This window comes from Pseudomonas sp. BB438, from assembly GCF_057180225.1.
The window spans coordinates 2,215,804-2,230,194 of the sequence record NZ_CM170001.1 but is presented as its reverse complement, the minus strand read 5'-3'; the positions used below and the strand labels follow the sequence as shown (position 1 = coordinate 2,230,194).

Below are 14,391 nucleotides of genomic sequence, written 5' to 3'. Positions count from 1 at the left end.
ACCTGAAGCGTGAACACTGATCAGCGCTCTGCGCGGAACCTCAGATACTCCACCACTTCGTCCTGGGTGCCGCGGAACTCGACGCGCTCGCCCTTGCTCTCGCGCTGGAAGGCATACATCGGGTCGTAATACTCGCCCAGCAGCCCCTCGATCCAGCCCCGGTGCAGGTCCACCGCGCCGCTGCGCTTCTGCTCTTCCAGGGCTTCATCCATGATCGCCGCCAGGCGCTGGTAGCGTTCGCCGCCCAGGCGCTTGACGATACCGGACAGGCTCTTGCGCAGGTACGCGGCGAAGGAGTCGAAACCACCCTCCTCGCCCACCACCTGAACATGGTCGGCGCACAGGTTCACCACGTAGTCCTTGAGGATGCGCTCCACGCGCTGCTCGAAGCTGTCCTCCAGCCACACCAGCGGGTAGTGCTGCATGCCCTGGTAAAGCTCCAGCGGCACCGAGCAACTGCCGACGATGCGTCCTTCGTCCTCCAGCACGAACTGCTCCATGCCGGCATGGCGCTTCTTCAGGATGTCGATGGCTAGGCGGTTCTCGAAATCGATCTGCGCCGGCTGCGGTGTGGCGCGGCGACCGAAGGCGGACCCGCGATGGTTGGCGTGGCCTTCCAGGTCCAGGCTGTTGGCCAACTGGGCGATGACCTCGGTCTTGCCGGTGCCGGTCAGGCCGCCCACCAGCACGAACTGGCATTCCTCGACGGCGGCGCGGGTCGTGTCGAAGAGGAAGCCACGCATCGCCTTGTAGCCGCCGACGACGCGCGGGTACTCGATGCCGGCCTCGGTCTTCAGCCACTGCTGGGTGATCTGCGAACGCAGCCCGCCACGGAAGCAGTACAGGTAACCCTCGGGATTGGCCCTGGCGAAGTTCGCCCAGGCCTCGATGCGCTCCGCCTTGAGCTTGCCCATGACCAGTTCGTGACCCAGGGCGATGGCCGCCTGCTGGCCGTTCTGCTTGTAGCAGGTGCCGACTTTCTGCCGCTCGATGTCGTTCATCAGCGGCAGGTTGATCACATTGGGGAACGCACCCTTGCCGAATTCGACCGGGGCACGCACGTCCATCATCTTCACATCGCCGAGGAACAGTTCGCGGTAGTGGCGGGTGTTGTCGCGCATCAGATCACCTCGACCGCGTGTCGCTGTCGGCCGACCAGTTCGCCGATGGGCGCCAGGTCCATGCCCAGCTCCTTCGCCGTGGCGAGGAACTGCGCCTCGCCCTCCGGCGCCACCGCCACCAGCAGGCCACCGCTGGTCTGCGGGTCGCACAGCAGCAGCTTGTGCAGTTCCGGCAGCGGCGCGATGCGCTCGCCGTAACTGTCGAAGTTGCGCAGGGTGCCGCCGGGAACACAGCCCGCCTCCAGGTAGTACTCGACGCTGGCCAGACGCGGCACGGCATCGTAGCGAACGCGGGCGGCCAGGCCACTGCCGTCGGCCATTTCCACCAGGTGACCGAGCAGGCCGAAGCCGGTGACGTCGGTCATCGCCTTCACGCCATCAAGCTTGCCGAAGCGCGCGCCCGGCTTGTTCAGGGTGCACATCCAGTCACGCGCGAGGCCCACGTCTTCGGCGCGCAGCTTGGCCTTCTTCTCGGCGGTGGTGAGGATGCCGATGCCCAGCGGCTTGGTCAGGTACAGCTTGCAGCCGACGGTGGCGGTGTCGTTACGCTTCATGAAGCGCTTCTCCACCAGCCCGGTGACGGCGAGGCCGAAGATCGGCTCGGGTGCGTCGATGGAGTGCCCGCCCGCCAGCGGGATGCCGGCTTCGTCGCAGACCTTGCGGCCACCGGCAATCACGTCGCGGGCGATTTCCGGCGCCAGCACGTTCACCGGCCAGCCGAGGATCGCGATGGCCATCAGCGGATCACCGCCCATGGCGTAGATGTCGCTGATCGCATTGGTGGCGGCGATCCGGCCGAAATCGAAGGGATCGTCGACGATCGGCATGAAGAAATCGGTGGTGGACACCACGCCGCGCTCGGCGTCGATTTCGTAGACGGCGGCGTCATCGCGCGAGGCGTTGCCGACCCACAGCTTGGGGTCGAGATTCTGCGCGCCACTGCCGGCGAGGATGACCTCCAGGACCTTGGGGGAAATCTTGCAGCCACAGCCAGCGCCATGGCTGTACTGGGTCAGGCGGATCGGTTCGCTCATCGGGGGGCTCCGGCAGGGAAATCAAACGGCGATTCTAGCAAAGCCCGGCTTGGCGCGGCCGCCGCCCCCGGCGTATCGTCGCAAGGTTCGTCACGCGGAGTTGCCCCATGTCAAAACAGATCGCGCTGGTACTCGGTTCCGGCGGCGCGCGCGGTTATGCGCATATCGGAGTGATCGAGGAGATCGAACGGCGCGGCTATGAGGTGGTGTGTATCGCCGGCTGCTCCATGGGCGCGGTGATCGGCGGCATCTACGCCGCCGGCAAGCTGGGCGAGTACCGAGACTGGGTGGAAAGCCTCGACTACCTCGACGTGCTGCGCCTGCTCGACGTCAGCTTCCGTCTCGGTGCTATCCGTGGCGAGCGGGTCTTCGGCAAGATCCACGAAATTCTCGGCGAAATCGATATCGAACAGTTGCCGATCCCCTACACGGCGGTAGCTACCGACCTCACCAACCAGCAGGAAATCTGGTTCCAGGAAGGCTGCCTGCACCAGGCCATGCGCGCCTCGGCGGCGATTCCCAGCCTGTTCACCCCGGTCATGCAGGGCACCCGCATGCTGGTGGACGGCGGCCTGCTCAACCCGCTGCCCATCGTTCCTGTCGTCTCGACCCACGCCGACCTGATCGTCGCGGTCAACCTCAACGCCACCAACCAGCGCCAGTATTCACTGCCGGTGATCGAGCGCCCCGCGGCCCTCAAGGGTCGCTTCGACTCGGTGATCTCCGGGCTGTCGAACAAGCTCAGCTTCTTCCGCCGTGGCGAGGTCGAACCACCACCCGAACTGATCGCCGATGCCCTGCTCCACCCGGTGCCGGCCGCCTCCGAAGAGCCCGCCGAACCGGAAATGCAGCAACCCGCCGCCGCCCCGCAGGCCAAGGGCTCGCCGCGCTCGGCCACCGGCAGCCACGTGATCGACAGCAGCAGCCCCGCCTCGCTGCTGGAATTGGTGAACCAGAGCTTCGAGGTGATGCAGACATCGCTGGCGCAGTACAAGATCGCCGGCTACCCGCCGGACATCCTGATCAACGTGCCCAAGCGCGTGTGCCGCTTCTTCGAGTTCTACAAGGCCCCCGAACTGATCGCGCTTGGCCGGCAGATCGCCAGCGATACGCTGGATCGGTACGAGGCGGAGAATCCATACTGACCGACTAGCGGAAGGCTTTTGCCTCGTGGAGTGAACGGCGTATGCTTTTGGCAAATTTTGCCATTTCCGAGAGAACCGGCATGAGCACGATGAATATCTCCCTGCCTGAAGCATTGAAAGGCTTCGTCGATGATCAGGTCAGCCAGCGCGGGTACGGCACAAGCAGCGAGTATGTGCGCGAGCTGATCCGCAAAGACCAGGATCGCCAGCACCTGCGTGACCTGCTACTGGCCGGAGCGGCGTCCGAACCTAGTGAAGCTGTGGACGAAGGTTATTTCGACGCGCTGCGTGAGCGCGTGCGCGATTCTTGAAAGCTCGCCCGGTCATTCCCCGAGCACTCGCCCGGCGGGATGTCGAAGAGGCCGTGGAGTACTACCTGAGCGAAGGTGGCAAGAAGACCGCCTTCGGCTTTATCGACGAGCTACAACGCGCCTATCGGTTGATTGCACGAAACCCCGCAGCGGCCTCTTCACGATATGCCCACGAACTGGACATTCCGGGCCTGCGCAGTTGGCCTCTGAAACGCTATCCACACTTGGTGTTCTTCATTGAGCGAGCCGACCACCTCGATGTCTGGCGTGTGCTGAATGGCAAACGGGATATCGCCGACTGGCTGCTGACCAACGAAGGCTAAGGTTGCAACTCGTAAGAGCGCCCAATGGGCGCGATCTGGACATGGCCGGCGCAAAAGGGGAATACCGCGAGGTCAGCCTTCGCGCAATCGATAACCCACGCCGGCCTCGGTCACGATAAACCGCGGCGTCGCCGGATCGTCGGCGAGCTTCTGCCGCAGATGCCCGACCACCACCCGCAGGTAGTGCGTGTCCTCGGTATGCGTCGGCCCCCAGATATCCTTGAGCAGTTGCTGCTGGGTGACCACCCGGCCAATGTGGCGCGCCAGGGTCGACAGCACCGCGTACTCCTTGCGCGTCAGCGAGACCTCGGCACCGTCCAGCAGCACTCGGCGATAGGAGAAGTCCACGCTCAGCGGTCCCACCGCGACGACCGCCTCCTGCGTCTCGCCGCTGGCACCCTGGCGCAACAGCACGCGGATGCGCGCAAGGAATTCCTGGATACCGAAGGGCTTGGTCACGTAGTCATTGGCGCCGCTGTCCAGCGCCAGCACCTTCTCGCTTTCGCTGGCGCGCACCGAGAGTACCAGCACCGGCACCTGCGACCACTCGCGCAGCTCACGCAGCACGTCCTGGCCATCCTTGTCCGGCAGGCCGAGATCGAGCACCACCAGGTCCGGGCGGCCCAGTGCGGCCTGAGCCAGGCCATCCTCGCCCGTGCCCGCCTCGAGCACCTTGTAGCCGCCGGCACTCAGGCTGATGCGGAGGAACTTGCGGATCTGCGGTTCGTCGTCGACGACCAGGATGGTGACGGCGCTGGCGTTCATCGGCAATCCGGGCTGGCTGGGGGCGTCCAGCTTGAGCCTTTCAGACAGCAGCATCAAGCTGCTCCAGGTCCGGCTGTTGCTGCAGCGGCAGGTGCAGCACGAGGGTGGTCCCACGCCCATCGATACCGTCCTCGACGGTGATCCGCCCGCCGTGGGCGCCGACCATGCCCTGGCAGATCGCCAGGCCCAGCCCGGTCCCCTGCCCGCCACGGTCGCCGCGCGCAGCGGTGTAGAACATATCGAAGATCTTCTCGCGCTCGATCAGCGGAATACCGGGGCCTTCATCACTCACCGAGAAGCGAAGTTCCTCGTCACCCTGCTCCACCGCGACCCGCAGCCGGCCTTGCGGCGGCGAGAAGCGCGCGGCGTTCTCCAGTACGTTGACCAGCGCCTGTTCGATCAGCGCGGCGTGCACGTAGAGCAGCGGCAGTTCCGGCGGCACGCGGGTTTCCACGCGGTACGGAGCGAGCACCGCGCGCAGGCGATTGAGCGCGCTGCCGACGATGTCGCCGGGCGACACCCAGTCGCGCGACAGCTTCAGGCCGCCGTGGCCGAGGCGGGTCATGTCCAGCAGGTTCTGGATGTAGCGGTCCAGGCGCTCAGCCTCGTCGCGGGTGCTTTCCAGCAGCTCGCGGCGATCCGGCGGCGGGATCGCATCGCCCAGCGCCAGCAGGCTGTCGATGGCGCCGCGCATGGAGGTGAGCGGTGTGCGCAGGTCGTGGCTGACCGAGGCCAGCAACGCACTGCGCAGCTGTTCGGTCTCGCCGTGCAGGCGCGCCGCTTCGAGGTCTTCGGCCAGCCGTGCTCGGGCCAGCGCTTGCCCGAGCGGTTGGCCCAGGGCTGCCAGCAGGCGGCGACGCGAACCTGGCAGCGGCTGACCGTCACGTGGACTGACGCCAAGCAGCGCCAGCGGGCCGTCCTCGCCGGACAGCGGCCACCACCACCAGCGCCCGCCCGGCAGCGTGCCGGTGCCCAGGCCGGATGGCTGGTCGTGCTGCCAGGCCCAGTCGGCGGCGGCGCGCTCCTGGTCTTCCAGCGCGCGGTTCAGGCCGCCCTCCACTCTCCACTCGCCGTTGACCCGGCCGAGCAGGCAGATATCCAGCCCCTCCCAGCCGCCCAACTGCTGCGTGGCAGCGGCCATCACCGCCTGGCGGTCGGTGGCCGCAGTCAGCTTGCGCGACAGGTCGAGCATCTGGCTGGTCTCTTCCTGCGTCTCGCGCAGGGCCTGCAACTGTCGGCGCTGACGGGCCGCGAGGTTGCCGGTGAGGCCGGCCATGAGCAGGAAGAACAGCAGGGTCAGCACGTCTTCTTCGCGCTGGATGGAGAAGGAGAAGTGCGGCGGGATGAACAGGAAGTCGTAGGCCAGGAACGACAGCACCGCGCAGGCCAGCGCCGGGCCGAGGCTGCTGCGCACCGCCACCAGCAGCACGGCGGCGAGGAACACCAGGGAGATGTTCGGCAGCTCCAGCACGCTGGCCACCGCCCAGGCCAGGGCACTGGCGCAGGCGGCGGCCAGCGCGGCAAGCAGGTAATTGCCCCAGGGCCAGGGCGATTGCGGGCGGGCCTTGGGTGGCGCGAGATCGGCTTCGCTGTCGAGCACGCTGATTTCCAGCCCATCGCCCAGGCGCAGCAGGCGTGCTGCCAGGCCGCCGCCGAACATCTGGCGGTACCAGCGCTGCCGCGAACGGCCGACCAGCAACAGCGTGGCACGACGCTCCTTGGCGTGCTCGACCAGGGTCCGCGCGACTTCGCCGCCGCGCAGCTCCACGACGTCGCCGCCCAGGCGCTCGGCCAGTTGCTGGGCGCTCTGCAACTGCATGCGTGACTCTTCGCTGCGCGCATCGCCCGTATCCACGTGCACCAGCGACCAGGGCAGGTGCCGGCGCTCGGCGACGCGGCAGGCGTGACGCACCAGGCGCTCGGCATTCTGTTCGCCGTCGACGCCGACGAGCAGGCGCCCGCGCACGGCCGGCGCCTCGCCGCCCTGCTGGCGATAGCGGTGGGCAAGGTCGGCATCGACCCGTGCAGCGGCGGTCTGCATCGCCAGCTCGCGCAGCGCGGTGAGGTTGGTCTGGCTGAAGAAGGCGTCGATGGCAGCGCGCGCCTGCTCGGGGACGTAGACCTTGCCCTCGCGCAGACGCTCCAGCAGCTCGCGCGGCGGCAGGTCCACCAGCAGCAGTTCGAAGGCCTCCTGCAGGACCCAGTCGGGTACCGTTTCGCGCACGTGCACGCCGGTGATGTCGCGCACCTGGTCGTTGAGGCTTTCCAGGTGCTGGACGTTGACCGTGGTGTAGACGTCGATGCCGGCGGAGAGCAGTTCCTGGATGTCCTGCCAGCGCTTGGCATGGCGGCTGCCGGGGGCGTTGCTGTGGGCCAGCTCGTCCACCAGAGCCAGCGCCGGCGGGTCGCCGAGCAGGCCGTCGAGGTCCATTTCCTCCAGGGTGATCCCCCGGTAGACGGAGCGCTTGAGCGCCTGCTGCGGCAGGCCGGCGAGCAATGCTTCGGTCTCGGCGCGGCCGTGGGTTTCAACGACACCGACGCGCAACTTCACGCCCTGGCGCAACTGGCTCTGGGCGGCCAGCAGCATGGCGTAGGTCTTGCCGACGCCCGGTGCGGCACCGAGGAATACCTTGAGGCGGCCACGGCCCGTGGGGGGCAGGTCGGCCAGCAGCGCGTCGGCGCGGTTGGGGTCGGTCATGGGGCTATCCTCGGAGCGCCCGGGGCGCTCGTTTCAATGAGGGAGCGAGTTCACCGAACCCTCTCCCCAGCCCTCTCCCTGAGGGGCGAGGGAGCCGTCCTCTGCCTACGGACGGCCCTGCGTTTTTCCTCGTACCGCGGCAGAGGTCGGTACTGGCGCTGGAGTCTAGCGAGGCAGGCCGGCCAGGGCCATGTTCAGCGCCAGCACGTTGACCACGGCGGGGCCGATCAGCGGGCGCTCGGTTTTGGCTTCCACGAGTTTTTCCAGGCTGGCCGCCGGCACGCCGCGCTCCAGCGCAATGCGCGGTACCTGGTACAGCGCGGCAGCGGGTGGCAGTTGCGGGTCGAGGCCGCTGCCGGAGGTGGTGACCAGCGCCAGCGGCACAGGCTGGGTGCCGACCTGTTCGGTCACGACGTCCTTGGCGACACGTTCGGCCAGCGCCGGGTTGCCAGGCGCGAGGTTGCTGGCGCTGCTGGAGACGGTGGCGAAGTCGCCGGCCGAGGGGCGCGGATGGAACCACTGCGCGCCATCGAATTTCTGTGCGATCAGCGCCGAGCCACGCACGTTGCCCTGGTCGTCGCGGACCAGGCTGCCGTTGGCCTGATCGTGGAAGGCGACCTGGGCGATGCCGGTGACAGCCAGCGGATAGGCAACGCCGGTGACGGCGCTGAGCAGGACCAGCGAGACAATGGCGGGGCGGAGTTGGTTGAGCATGTTTGTGTTCCTCTGTTGGGTCGGGGGCGGGGCTGTTTACCCTCTCCCCCGCCCTCTCCCTGAAGGGAGAGGGAGTAAAAGCAATTCGGCGTAATCCGATACTTCCGCTCACTCCGGACAGTCCCCTCTCCCTTCGGAGCGGGGCGCGTAGCCAGGATTAGGGAGAGGGTGCACGGCACCAGCACATCCCGTCAGTCGATCAAAGAAGCCCGTCAAGCCAGGCCCACGGCGACCAGGATCAGGTCGATCACCTTGATCCCCACGAACGGCGCCACCAGCCCACCCACACCGTAGATCAGCAGGTTGCGGCGCAGCAGCTGCGACGCATCGCTGGCCTGTACGCGGACGCCGCGCAGGGCCAGGGGAATCAGCGCGACGATGATCAGCGCATTGAACACGATGGCCGAGAGGATGGCGCTCTGCGGGCTGGCCAGCTTCATCACGTTGAGCACGCCCAGCTGCGGGTAGATGCCGGCGAACAGGGCGGGGAGGATGGCGAAGTACTTGGCCACGTCGTTGGCCACCGAGAAGGTGGTCAGTGCGCCACGGGTCACCAGCAGCTCCTTGCCCACCTGCACCACGTCCAGCAACTTGGTCGGATCACTGTCCAGGTCCACCAGGTTGGCGGCCTCGCGGGCGGCCTGGGTACCGTCGTTCATGGCCATGCCGACATCGGCCTGCGCGAGGGCCGGGGCGTCGTTGGCGCCGTCGCCGCACATGGCGACCATGCGCCCCTCGCCCTGCTCCTGGCGGATGCGCGCCAGCTTCTTCTCCGGCGTGGCCTCGGCGATCACGTCGTCCACGCCCGCTTCGGCAGCGATAGCGGCAGCGGTCAGCGGGTTGTCGCCGGTCACCATCACGGTACGGATGCCCATGCGGCGCAGTTCGGCGAAGCGCTCGCGGATGCCCGGCTTGACCACGTCCTTCAGGTGGATGGCGCCGAGCAGCTTGCCGTCGGCCACCACCAGCAGCGGCGTGCCGCCGCTCTGGGCGATGCGCTCGATCTCCTTGGCCAGGCTCTCGGGCATCTGCGCGCGGGCCAGGCCGACGAAGGCCAGCGCGGCGTCCACCGCGCCCTTGCGATAGACGTGGCCGTCGAAGTCGATGCCCGACAGGCGCGTCTCGGCGCTGAAGGCAATCGGCGTCACGCGGTTGCGGTCAGGCTCAGGCAGGATGATCTGCGCGCGCAGGAACTCGACGATGGACTTGCCCTCGGGCGTATCGTCGGCCAGCGAGGCGAGGAACGCACCTTCGGCCAGCTCCAGCGGCTGCACGCCGGGCGCGGTGTGCAGGGCGCTGCAGCGGCGGTTGCCGAAGGTGATGGTGCCGGTCTTGTCGAGCATCAGCACGTGCACGTCCCCCGCCGCTTCCACGGCGCGGCCGGACTTGGCGATGACGTTCAGGCGCACCAGGCGGTCCATGCCGGCGATGCCGATGGCCGAGAGCAGGCCGCCGATGGTGGTGGGGATCAGCGTCACCAGCAGCGCCACCAGAAACACCAGCGGCAGGTTGCCGCCGACGAACAGGGCGAACGGCTTCAGAGTGACGACCACCAGCAGGAAGATCAGCGTCAGGCCGATCAGCAGGATGTCCAGCGCCACTTCGTTGGGGGTCTTCTGGCGCTTGGCGCCTTCCACCAGGGCGATCATGCGGTCGAGGGTGGACTCGCCCGGGTTCGCGGTGATTTTCACCAGCAGCCAGTCGGAGACCAGCCGGGTGTTGCCGGTCACGGCCGAGCGATCGCCGCCGGACTCGCGGATCACCGGTGCGGATTCGCCGGTGATGGCGGCCTCGTTGACCGCCGCCACGCCTTCGATCACCTCGCCGTCGCCGGGGATCAGCTCACCGGACTCGACGCGCACCACATCGCCCTTGCGCAGGCTGCTGGCAGCGACCTTCTCGAAGTTGCCGCTGGCGGTCCGGCGCAGGGCCTGCAGGCCCTGGGTACCGGCCTTGAGGCTGTCCGCGCGGGCCTTGCCGCGACCCTCGGCGAGGGCTTCGGCAAAGTTGGCGAAGAGCACGGTGAACCACAGCCACACGGCGATCTGCACGGCGACGAAAGTGGGCACCGCGTCGCCGCCGACGGCGCAGAGCACGGTGGTCAGCACGGCGGTCAGAGCCACCACCAGCATCACCGGCGAGCGTTGCAGCTGGCGCGGGTCGAGTTTGACGAAGGCTTGCACCAGCGCTGGCTTCCACAGGGCGGACAGCGCGGTGGTCGGGCGTTTTTCGACGGCCTTGTTCAGGGTCAGTTCCTGGGTTTTAGCGTTCATTGCAGGTTCCTCAGAAACCGAGCGTCAGGTGATCGGCCACCGGGCCCAGCACCAGCGTCGGCAGGAAGTTCAGGCCGCCCACCAGCAGGATGGTGGCGGTCAGCAGGCTGACGAACAGCAGGCCGTGGGTCGGGAAGCTGTTGGGGCCGACCGGCGTGGTCTTCTTCGCCGCCAGGCTGCCGGCAATCGCCAGCACCGGGAGGATGTAGCCGAAGCGGCCGATCAGCATGGCCAGGGCGATCATCAGGTTGTGGAACGGGGTGTTGGCGCCGAATCCGCCGAAGGCCGAGCCGTTGTTCGCGGTGCCCGAGGTGTAGGCGTAGAGCAACTGGCTGAAGCCGTGGGCACCGGGGTTGCTCACCGCCGAAGCCGGGCCGGGCAGGCTGGCGGCGATGGCGCCGAGCACCAGCACGCCGACCGGCATCACCAGCAGGGTCGCTACCAGCAGGCGGACTTCACGGGCCTCGAGCTTCTTGCCCAGGTACTCCGGGGTGCGACCGACCATCAGCCCGGCGAGGAACACGGCAACGAGGACGAACAGCAGCATGCCGTAGAGGCCCGCGCCGACGCCGCCGAAGATCACTTCGCCGACCATCATGTTGAGCATCGCGACCATGCCCGACAGCGGGTTGAGGCTGTCATGCATGGCGTTCACCGAGCCGTTGGAAGCGGCCGTGGTGGTCACCGCCCAGAGCACGCTGGCGGCCGTGCCGAAGCGGCTTTCCTTGCCTTCCAGCGGGGCGACCTGCTCCACCGGCAGCGCACTGAGCGCCGGGTTGGGCTGGTACTCGGCCCATAGCGAAACGCCCAGGCCGAGGGCGAACAGCACCAGCATGCAGCCGAGGATGGCGCGGCTCTGGCGCAGGTCCTTCACGTAGTGGCCGAAGGTGAACACCAGCGCGGCCGGGATCAGGATGATCGAGACGACCTCGAACAGGTTGCTCCAGATGGTCGGGTTCTCGAACGGGTGCGCCGAGTTCACGCCGAAGAAGCCGCCGCCGTTGGTGCCCAGCTGCTTGATGGCGATCTGGCTGGCCGCCGGGCCCAGCGGGATCGACTGGTCGGCGCCCTGCACGGTCAGCGCGTGGGCATAGTCGAGGAAGGTCTGCGGCACGCCCTGCCAGACCAGCAGCAGCGCCAGCAGCAGGCACAGCGGGATCAGCCCGTAGAGGGTGGCACGGGTGAGGTCGACCCAGAAGTTGCCCAGGTTGTTCGTCGACTTGCGCGAGATGCCGCGCGCCAGCGCTACCAGCACGGCCAGGCCGACGGCGGCGCTGACGAAGTTCTGCACGGTCAGCCCGAGCATCTGGCTCAGGTAGCTGAGCGACGCTTCGCCGCTGTAGGCCTGCCAGTTGGTATTGGTGACGAAGCTCACCGCGGTGTTGAACGCCAGCGTCCACTCCAGGCCCGGCAGGTGCTGCGGGTTGAGCGGCAGCAGTCCCTGCAGCAGGAGGATGGCGAACAGCAGCACCAGGCCCACCAGGTTGAACGCCAGCAGTGCCAGGGTGTAGCGCTTCCAGTCCTGCTCGTCGTCGGGATGGATGCCGCAGGCGCGGTAGATGGCCCGCTCGATGGGCAGGAACACAGGGCTCAGGAAGGTGCGTTGCCCTTCCATCACCTTGTAGTAGAAGCGCCCGAGGAACGGTGCCGGCACCAGCACCAGCGCCAGGAATGCGACGATCAGCAACAGGTCATGACTGTTCATGACGTCTCCTAGGAACGGTCGGCGCGCAGCAGCGCCACCAGCAGGTAGATGAACAGTCCCGTGGCCAGGACCAGTGACACACCGTCGAGCACGCTCATGATTGCTTTCTCCTCACGCGGGCGACTCCATCGCTTGGGCGGCCGTTGCCGCCTGACGGAAATTTTCCGCAAGGAACGCGTAAAGGAGCGATTCCCGGTCGCGCCGGGCGGCATAAAGAAAACGTAAAAAACCGCTCTGCGGCGGCGTTCGAGAGGCTTTGTATCGAGACCGATACAGAGACGACACGCTGAGGACACCCGTCGCCCGCAGCCTCGCCGACCATGGCCCGCGCACGCGATGACGGGTTAGCATGCGCGTGTCGCATGCCCCTGGCGGCCCTTGGCCATCCTGCCCCACGTTTTTCCGCGACAGGTTTCTTCATGTACCCGACCACTTCCGACGACCCACGCCGCTGGACGACCCGCGCCCTGCTGGTGGATGACGACGAGCCGATCCGCGAGCTGCTCTGCGGTTATCTCGCCCGCTTCAACATCGAGGCCCACGGCGTTGCCGACGGCGTCGAGATGCGCCGCGCACTCGAGAACGAGAGCTTTGATGTGGTGGTGCTGGACCTGATGCTGCCCGGCGAAGACGGCCTGTCCCTGTGCCGTTTCCTGCGCGCCGAGTCGGACATTCCGATCCTCATGCTCACCGCGCGCTGCGAGCCGGCGGACCGCATCATCGGCCTGGAACTGGGCGCAGACGACTACATGGCCAAGCCCTTCGAGCCGCGCGAACTGGTCGCGCGCATCCAGACCATTCTGCGCCGCGTGCGCGGTACCAGCGTCTCCACCGAGGAAGGCAACCGCGGCGAACCGCGTGCCCAGGTACGCTTCGACCAGTGGCGCCTGGACAGCGTGCTGCGCCAGCTGCATGCCCCGGACGGCCTGGTGGTACCGCTGTCCAACGCCGAGTTCCGCCTGCTCTGGGTGTTCCTCGAACGCCCACGGCGGGTGCTCAACCGCGAACTGCTGCTGGACGCTGCACGTGGCCGCACCATCGAGGCCTTCGACCGCAGCATCGACCTGCTGGTCTCGCGGCTGCGGCAGAAGCTGGGTGACGATCCGCGCTCGCCCCGGCTGATCAAGACCGTGCGCGGCGAAGGCTACCTGTTCGATGTCCGCGATATCGCCTGAGTCCGCGCCCGAGCGCGTAAAGGCAAAACCCCTGGAGCGCGCCGACAGCCTGTTCGCCCGGCTGTTCGGGGTATTCCTGCTGGCCATCGTGGTCGCGCACCTGCTGGCCTTCGCCTGGTTCCACCACTACGGCCCGCGACACGAGCCACCGCCACCACCGCCTCCGGAACAGGGATTCGAGCGCGGCCCGCCGCCGCGAGGTTTCCCGAGCGGCCCCGAAGGCTTCCGTCCGCCACCGCCGCCGCCCGGCCCACGTCTGCCGTTCTGGAGCGTGCCGTTCGCCTTCCAGTTGCTGACCCTGATTCTCGCCGCCTATGTCGGCGCGCGCCTGCTGGCCCGCCCGGTACAACACATGGGCGATGCTGCACTGCGCCTCTCCGAGGACCTGGACAGCCCGCCGCTGCCGGAAACCGGCCCGCGTGAAGCGCGCCAGGCCGCCCACGCCTTCAACCGCATGCGCGAACGTATCCGCGAGCAGGTGCAGCAACGCAGCCGCATGCTGGTGGCGGTCTCCCATGACCTGCGCACCCCGCTGTCGCGACTGCGCCTGCGTGTCGAGGAAATCGACAACCCGCAGTTGCGCACGCGCATCGGCCAGGACCTGGCCGAGATGATCGGCATGCTCGACTCCACCCTGCATTACCTGCAACAGGAGCGCGCCACCGAGCCGCTGCAGTGGTTCGACGTGAAGGCGCTGGCCGACTCCCTCGCCGAAGACGCCTGCGAACGCGGCGCTGATGTGGGCGTGGAGGGTTACTGCGCACCGCTCAAGGTACAACCCATGGCGCTGCGCTCGTGCCTGAACAACCTGCTGGACAACGCCCTGCGCTATGCCGGCGATGTCAGCATCGAGCTGCGCGACGGCACCCGCGAGGTGGAGATACGCGTCCGCGACCATGGCCCCGGCATTCCTGCCGAGCTGCGCGAGCAGGTGTTCGAGCCTTTCTTCCGCCTGGAGGGATCGCGCAACCGCAACTCCGGCGGTGTCGGTCTCGGCCTTGCCATCGCCCGCGATGCCGCGCGGCGCCAGGGCGGCGATCTGTATTTCGAGGAAACCCCCGGCGGCGGTGCCACGGCCGTGCTGCGCCTGCCCAGAAGCACAACGGCGTAACGCCGTTGTAGCCGCC

Annotated in this window: 13 protein-coding genes; 5 read left to right on the top strand and 8 right to left on the bottom strand. The window is 67.6% G+C overall.

The genetic code is table 11. From position 1 onward, the window contains the following. Nucleotides 1-20: 20 nt before the first annotated feature. Together mnmH and selD are read right to left on the bottom strand one after the other, a co-directional pair. Nucleotides 21-1,121 carry a tRNA 2-selenouridine(34) synthase MnmH gene (gene mnmH / locus AC1ZV1_RS10460; RefSeq protein WP_484296643.1) on the bottom strand — a complete coding sequence of 367 codons (1,101 nt, stop codon included), beginning with the start codon at nt 1,119-1,121 and terminating at the stop codon, nt 21-23. Next, nucleotides 1,121-2,155 (bottom strand): selenide, water dikinase SelD, encoded by a 1,035-nt coding sequence (selD, locus tag AC1ZV1_RS10455; RefSeq protein ID WP_484296642.1) that lies wholly within the window; start codon nt 2,153-2,155, stop codon nt 1,121-1,123. Before selD ends, mnmH begins: the two co-directional genes overlap by 1 nt. 107 nt (nt 2,156-2,262) lie before the next feature. Between selD and AC1ZV1_RS10450 the strand changes: the two genes are divergently transcribed. The 3 genes from AC1ZV1_RS10450 to AC1ZV1_RS10440 all read left to right on the top strand — a co-directional run bounded on the left by AC1ZV1_RS10450 (nt 2,263) and on the right by AC1ZV1_RS10440 (nt 3,934). Then, nucleotides 2,263-3,300 carry a patatin-like phospholipase family protein gene (locus AC1ZV1_RS10450; protein WP_484296641.1) on the top strand — a complete coding sequence of 346 codons (1,038 nt, stop codon included), beginning with the start codon at nt 2,263-2,265 and terminating at the stop codon, nt 3,298-3,300. An 80-nt stretch (nt 3,301-3,380) separates the two neighbouring features. After that, entirely contained in the window at nt 3,381-3,611 is a 231-nt protein-coding gene (locus AC1ZV1_RS10445; RefSeq protein ID WP_484296640.1) for a type II toxin-antitoxin system ParD family antitoxin, read from the top strand. Beyond that, nucleotides 3,608-3,934: a type II toxin-antitoxin system RelE/ParE family toxin gene (locus tag AC1ZV1_RS10440; protein WP_484296639.1), complete on the top strand. Its 327-nt coding sequence runs from the start codon at nt 3,608-3,610 to the stop codon at nt 3,932-3,934. The genes AC1ZV1_RS10445 and AC1ZV1_RS10440 overlap by 4 nt, the downstream gene beginning before the upstream one ends. Nucleotides 3,935-4,006: 72 nt before the next feature. Here AC1ZV1_RS10440 and AC1ZV1_RS10435 read toward each other — a convergent pair whose 3' ends face one another. The 6 genes from AC1ZV1_RS10435 to kdpF all read right to left on the bottom strand — a co-directional run bounded on the left by AC1ZV1_RS10435 (nt 4,007) and on the right by kdpF (nt 12,187). Further along, complete coding sequence (locus tag AC1ZV1_RS10435) at nt 4,007-4,699, bottom strand: response regulator (RefSeq protein WP_484297539.1); 693 nt, start codon at nt 4,697-4,699, stop codon at nt 4,007-4,009. 40 nt (nt 4,700-4,739) lie between these two features. Continuing rightward, complete coding sequence (locus AC1ZV1_RS10430) at nt 4,740-7,397, bottom strand: DUF4118 domain-containing protein (protein ID WP_484296638.1); 2,658 nt, start codon at nt 7,395-7,397, stop codon at nt 4,740-4,742. Between the two features lie 165 nt (nt 7,398-7,562). After that, entirely contained in the window at nt 7,563-8,111 is a 549-nt protein-coding gene (kdpC, locus tag AC1ZV1_RS10425) for a potassium-transporting ATPase subunit KdpC (protein ID WP_484296637.1), read from the bottom strand. A gap of 212 nt (nt 8,112-8,323) precedes the next feature. Beyond that, complete coding sequence (gene kdpB / locus AC1ZV1_RS10420; RefSeq protein ID WP_484296636.1) at nt 8,324-10,384, bottom strand: potassium-transporting ATPase subunit KdpB; 2,061 nt, start codon at nt 10,382-10,384, stop codon at nt 8,324-8,326. A 10-nt stretch (nt 10,385-10,394) separates the two neighbouring features. Continuing rightward, complete coding sequence (gene kdpA / locus AC1ZV1_RS10415) at nt 10,395-12,089, bottom strand: potassium-transporting ATPase subunit KdpA (protein ID WP_484296635.1); 1,695 nt, start codon at nt 12,087-12,089, stop codon at nt 10,395-10,397. An 8-nt stretch (nt 12,090-12,097) separates the two neighbouring features. Beyond that, complete coding sequence (kdpF, locus tag AC1ZV1_RS10410) at nt 12,098-12,187, bottom strand: K(+)-transporting ATPase subunit F (protein WP_009618573.1); 90 nt, start codon at nt 12,185-12,187, stop codon at nt 12,098-12,100. A 321-nt stretch (nt 12,188-12,508) separates the two neighbouring features. Here kdpF and AC1ZV1_RS10405 point away from each other — a divergent pair, with 321 nt between their 5' ends. Both AC1ZV1_RS10405 and AC1ZV1_RS10400 read left to right on the top strand, forming a co-directional pair. Further along, entirely contained in the window at nt 12,509-13,264 is a 756-nt protein-coding gene (locus AC1ZV1_RS10405) for a response regulator (RefSeq protein ID WP_484296634.1), read from the top strand. Beyond that, a complete protein-coding gene (locus tag AC1ZV1_RS10400) occupies nt 13,245-14,375 on the top strand; it encodes a sensor histidine kinase (RefSeq protein ID WP_484296633.1) in 1,131 nt (376 codons plus the stop codon). Before AC1ZV1_RS10405 ends, AC1ZV1_RS10400 begins: the two co-directional genes overlap by 20 nt. Nucleotides 14,376-14,391 lie beyond the last annotated feature (16 nt).

Coding starts and splice junctions, on each gene's coding strand:
- mnmH (WP_484296643.1), bottom strand. CDS start 1,121: ATGCGCGACAACACCCGCCACTACCGCGAACTGTTCCTCGGCGATGTG.
- selD (WP_484296642.1), bottom strand. CDS start 2,155: ATGAGCGAACCGATCCGCCTGACCCAGTACAGCCATGGCGCTGGCTGT.
- AC1ZV1_RS10450 (WP_484296641.1), top strand. CDS start 2,263: ATGTCAAAACAGATCGCGCTGGTACTCGGTTCCGGCGGCGCGCGCGGT.
- AC1ZV1_RS10445 (WP_484296640.1), top strand. CDS start 3,381: ATGAGCACGATGAATATCTCCCTGCCTGAAGCATTGAAAGGCTTCGTC.
- AC1ZV1_RS10435 (WP_484297539.1), bottom strand. CDS start 4,699: ATGAACGCCAGCGCCGTCACCATCCTGGTCGTCGACGACGAACCGCAG.
- AC1ZV1_RS10430 (WP_484296638.1), bottom strand. CDS start 7,397: ATGACCGACCCCAACCGCGCCGACGCGCTGCTGGCCGACCTGCCCCCC.
- kdpC (WP_484296637.1), bottom strand. CDS start 8,111: ATGCTCAACCAACTCCGCCCCGCCATTGTCTCGCTGGTCCTGCTCAGC.
- kdpB (WP_484296636.1), bottom strand. CDS start 10,384: ATGAACGCTAAAACCCAGGAACTGACCCTGAACAAGGCCGTCGAAAAA.
- kdpA (WP_484296635.1), bottom strand. CDS start 12,089: ATGAACAGTCATGACCTGTTGCTGATCGTCGCATTCCTGGCGCTGGTG.
- kdpF (WP_009618573.1), bottom strand. CDS start 12,187: ATGAGCGTGCTCGACGGTGTGTCACTGGTCCTGGCCACGGGACTGTTC.
- AC1ZV1_RS10405 (WP_484296634.1), top strand. CDS start 12,509: ATGTACCCGACCACTTCCGACGACCCACGCCGCTGGACGACCCGCGCC.
- AC1ZV1_RS10400 (WP_484296633.1), top strand. CDS start 13,245: ATGTCCGCGATATCGCCTGAGTCCGCGCCCGAGCGCGTAAAGGCAAAA.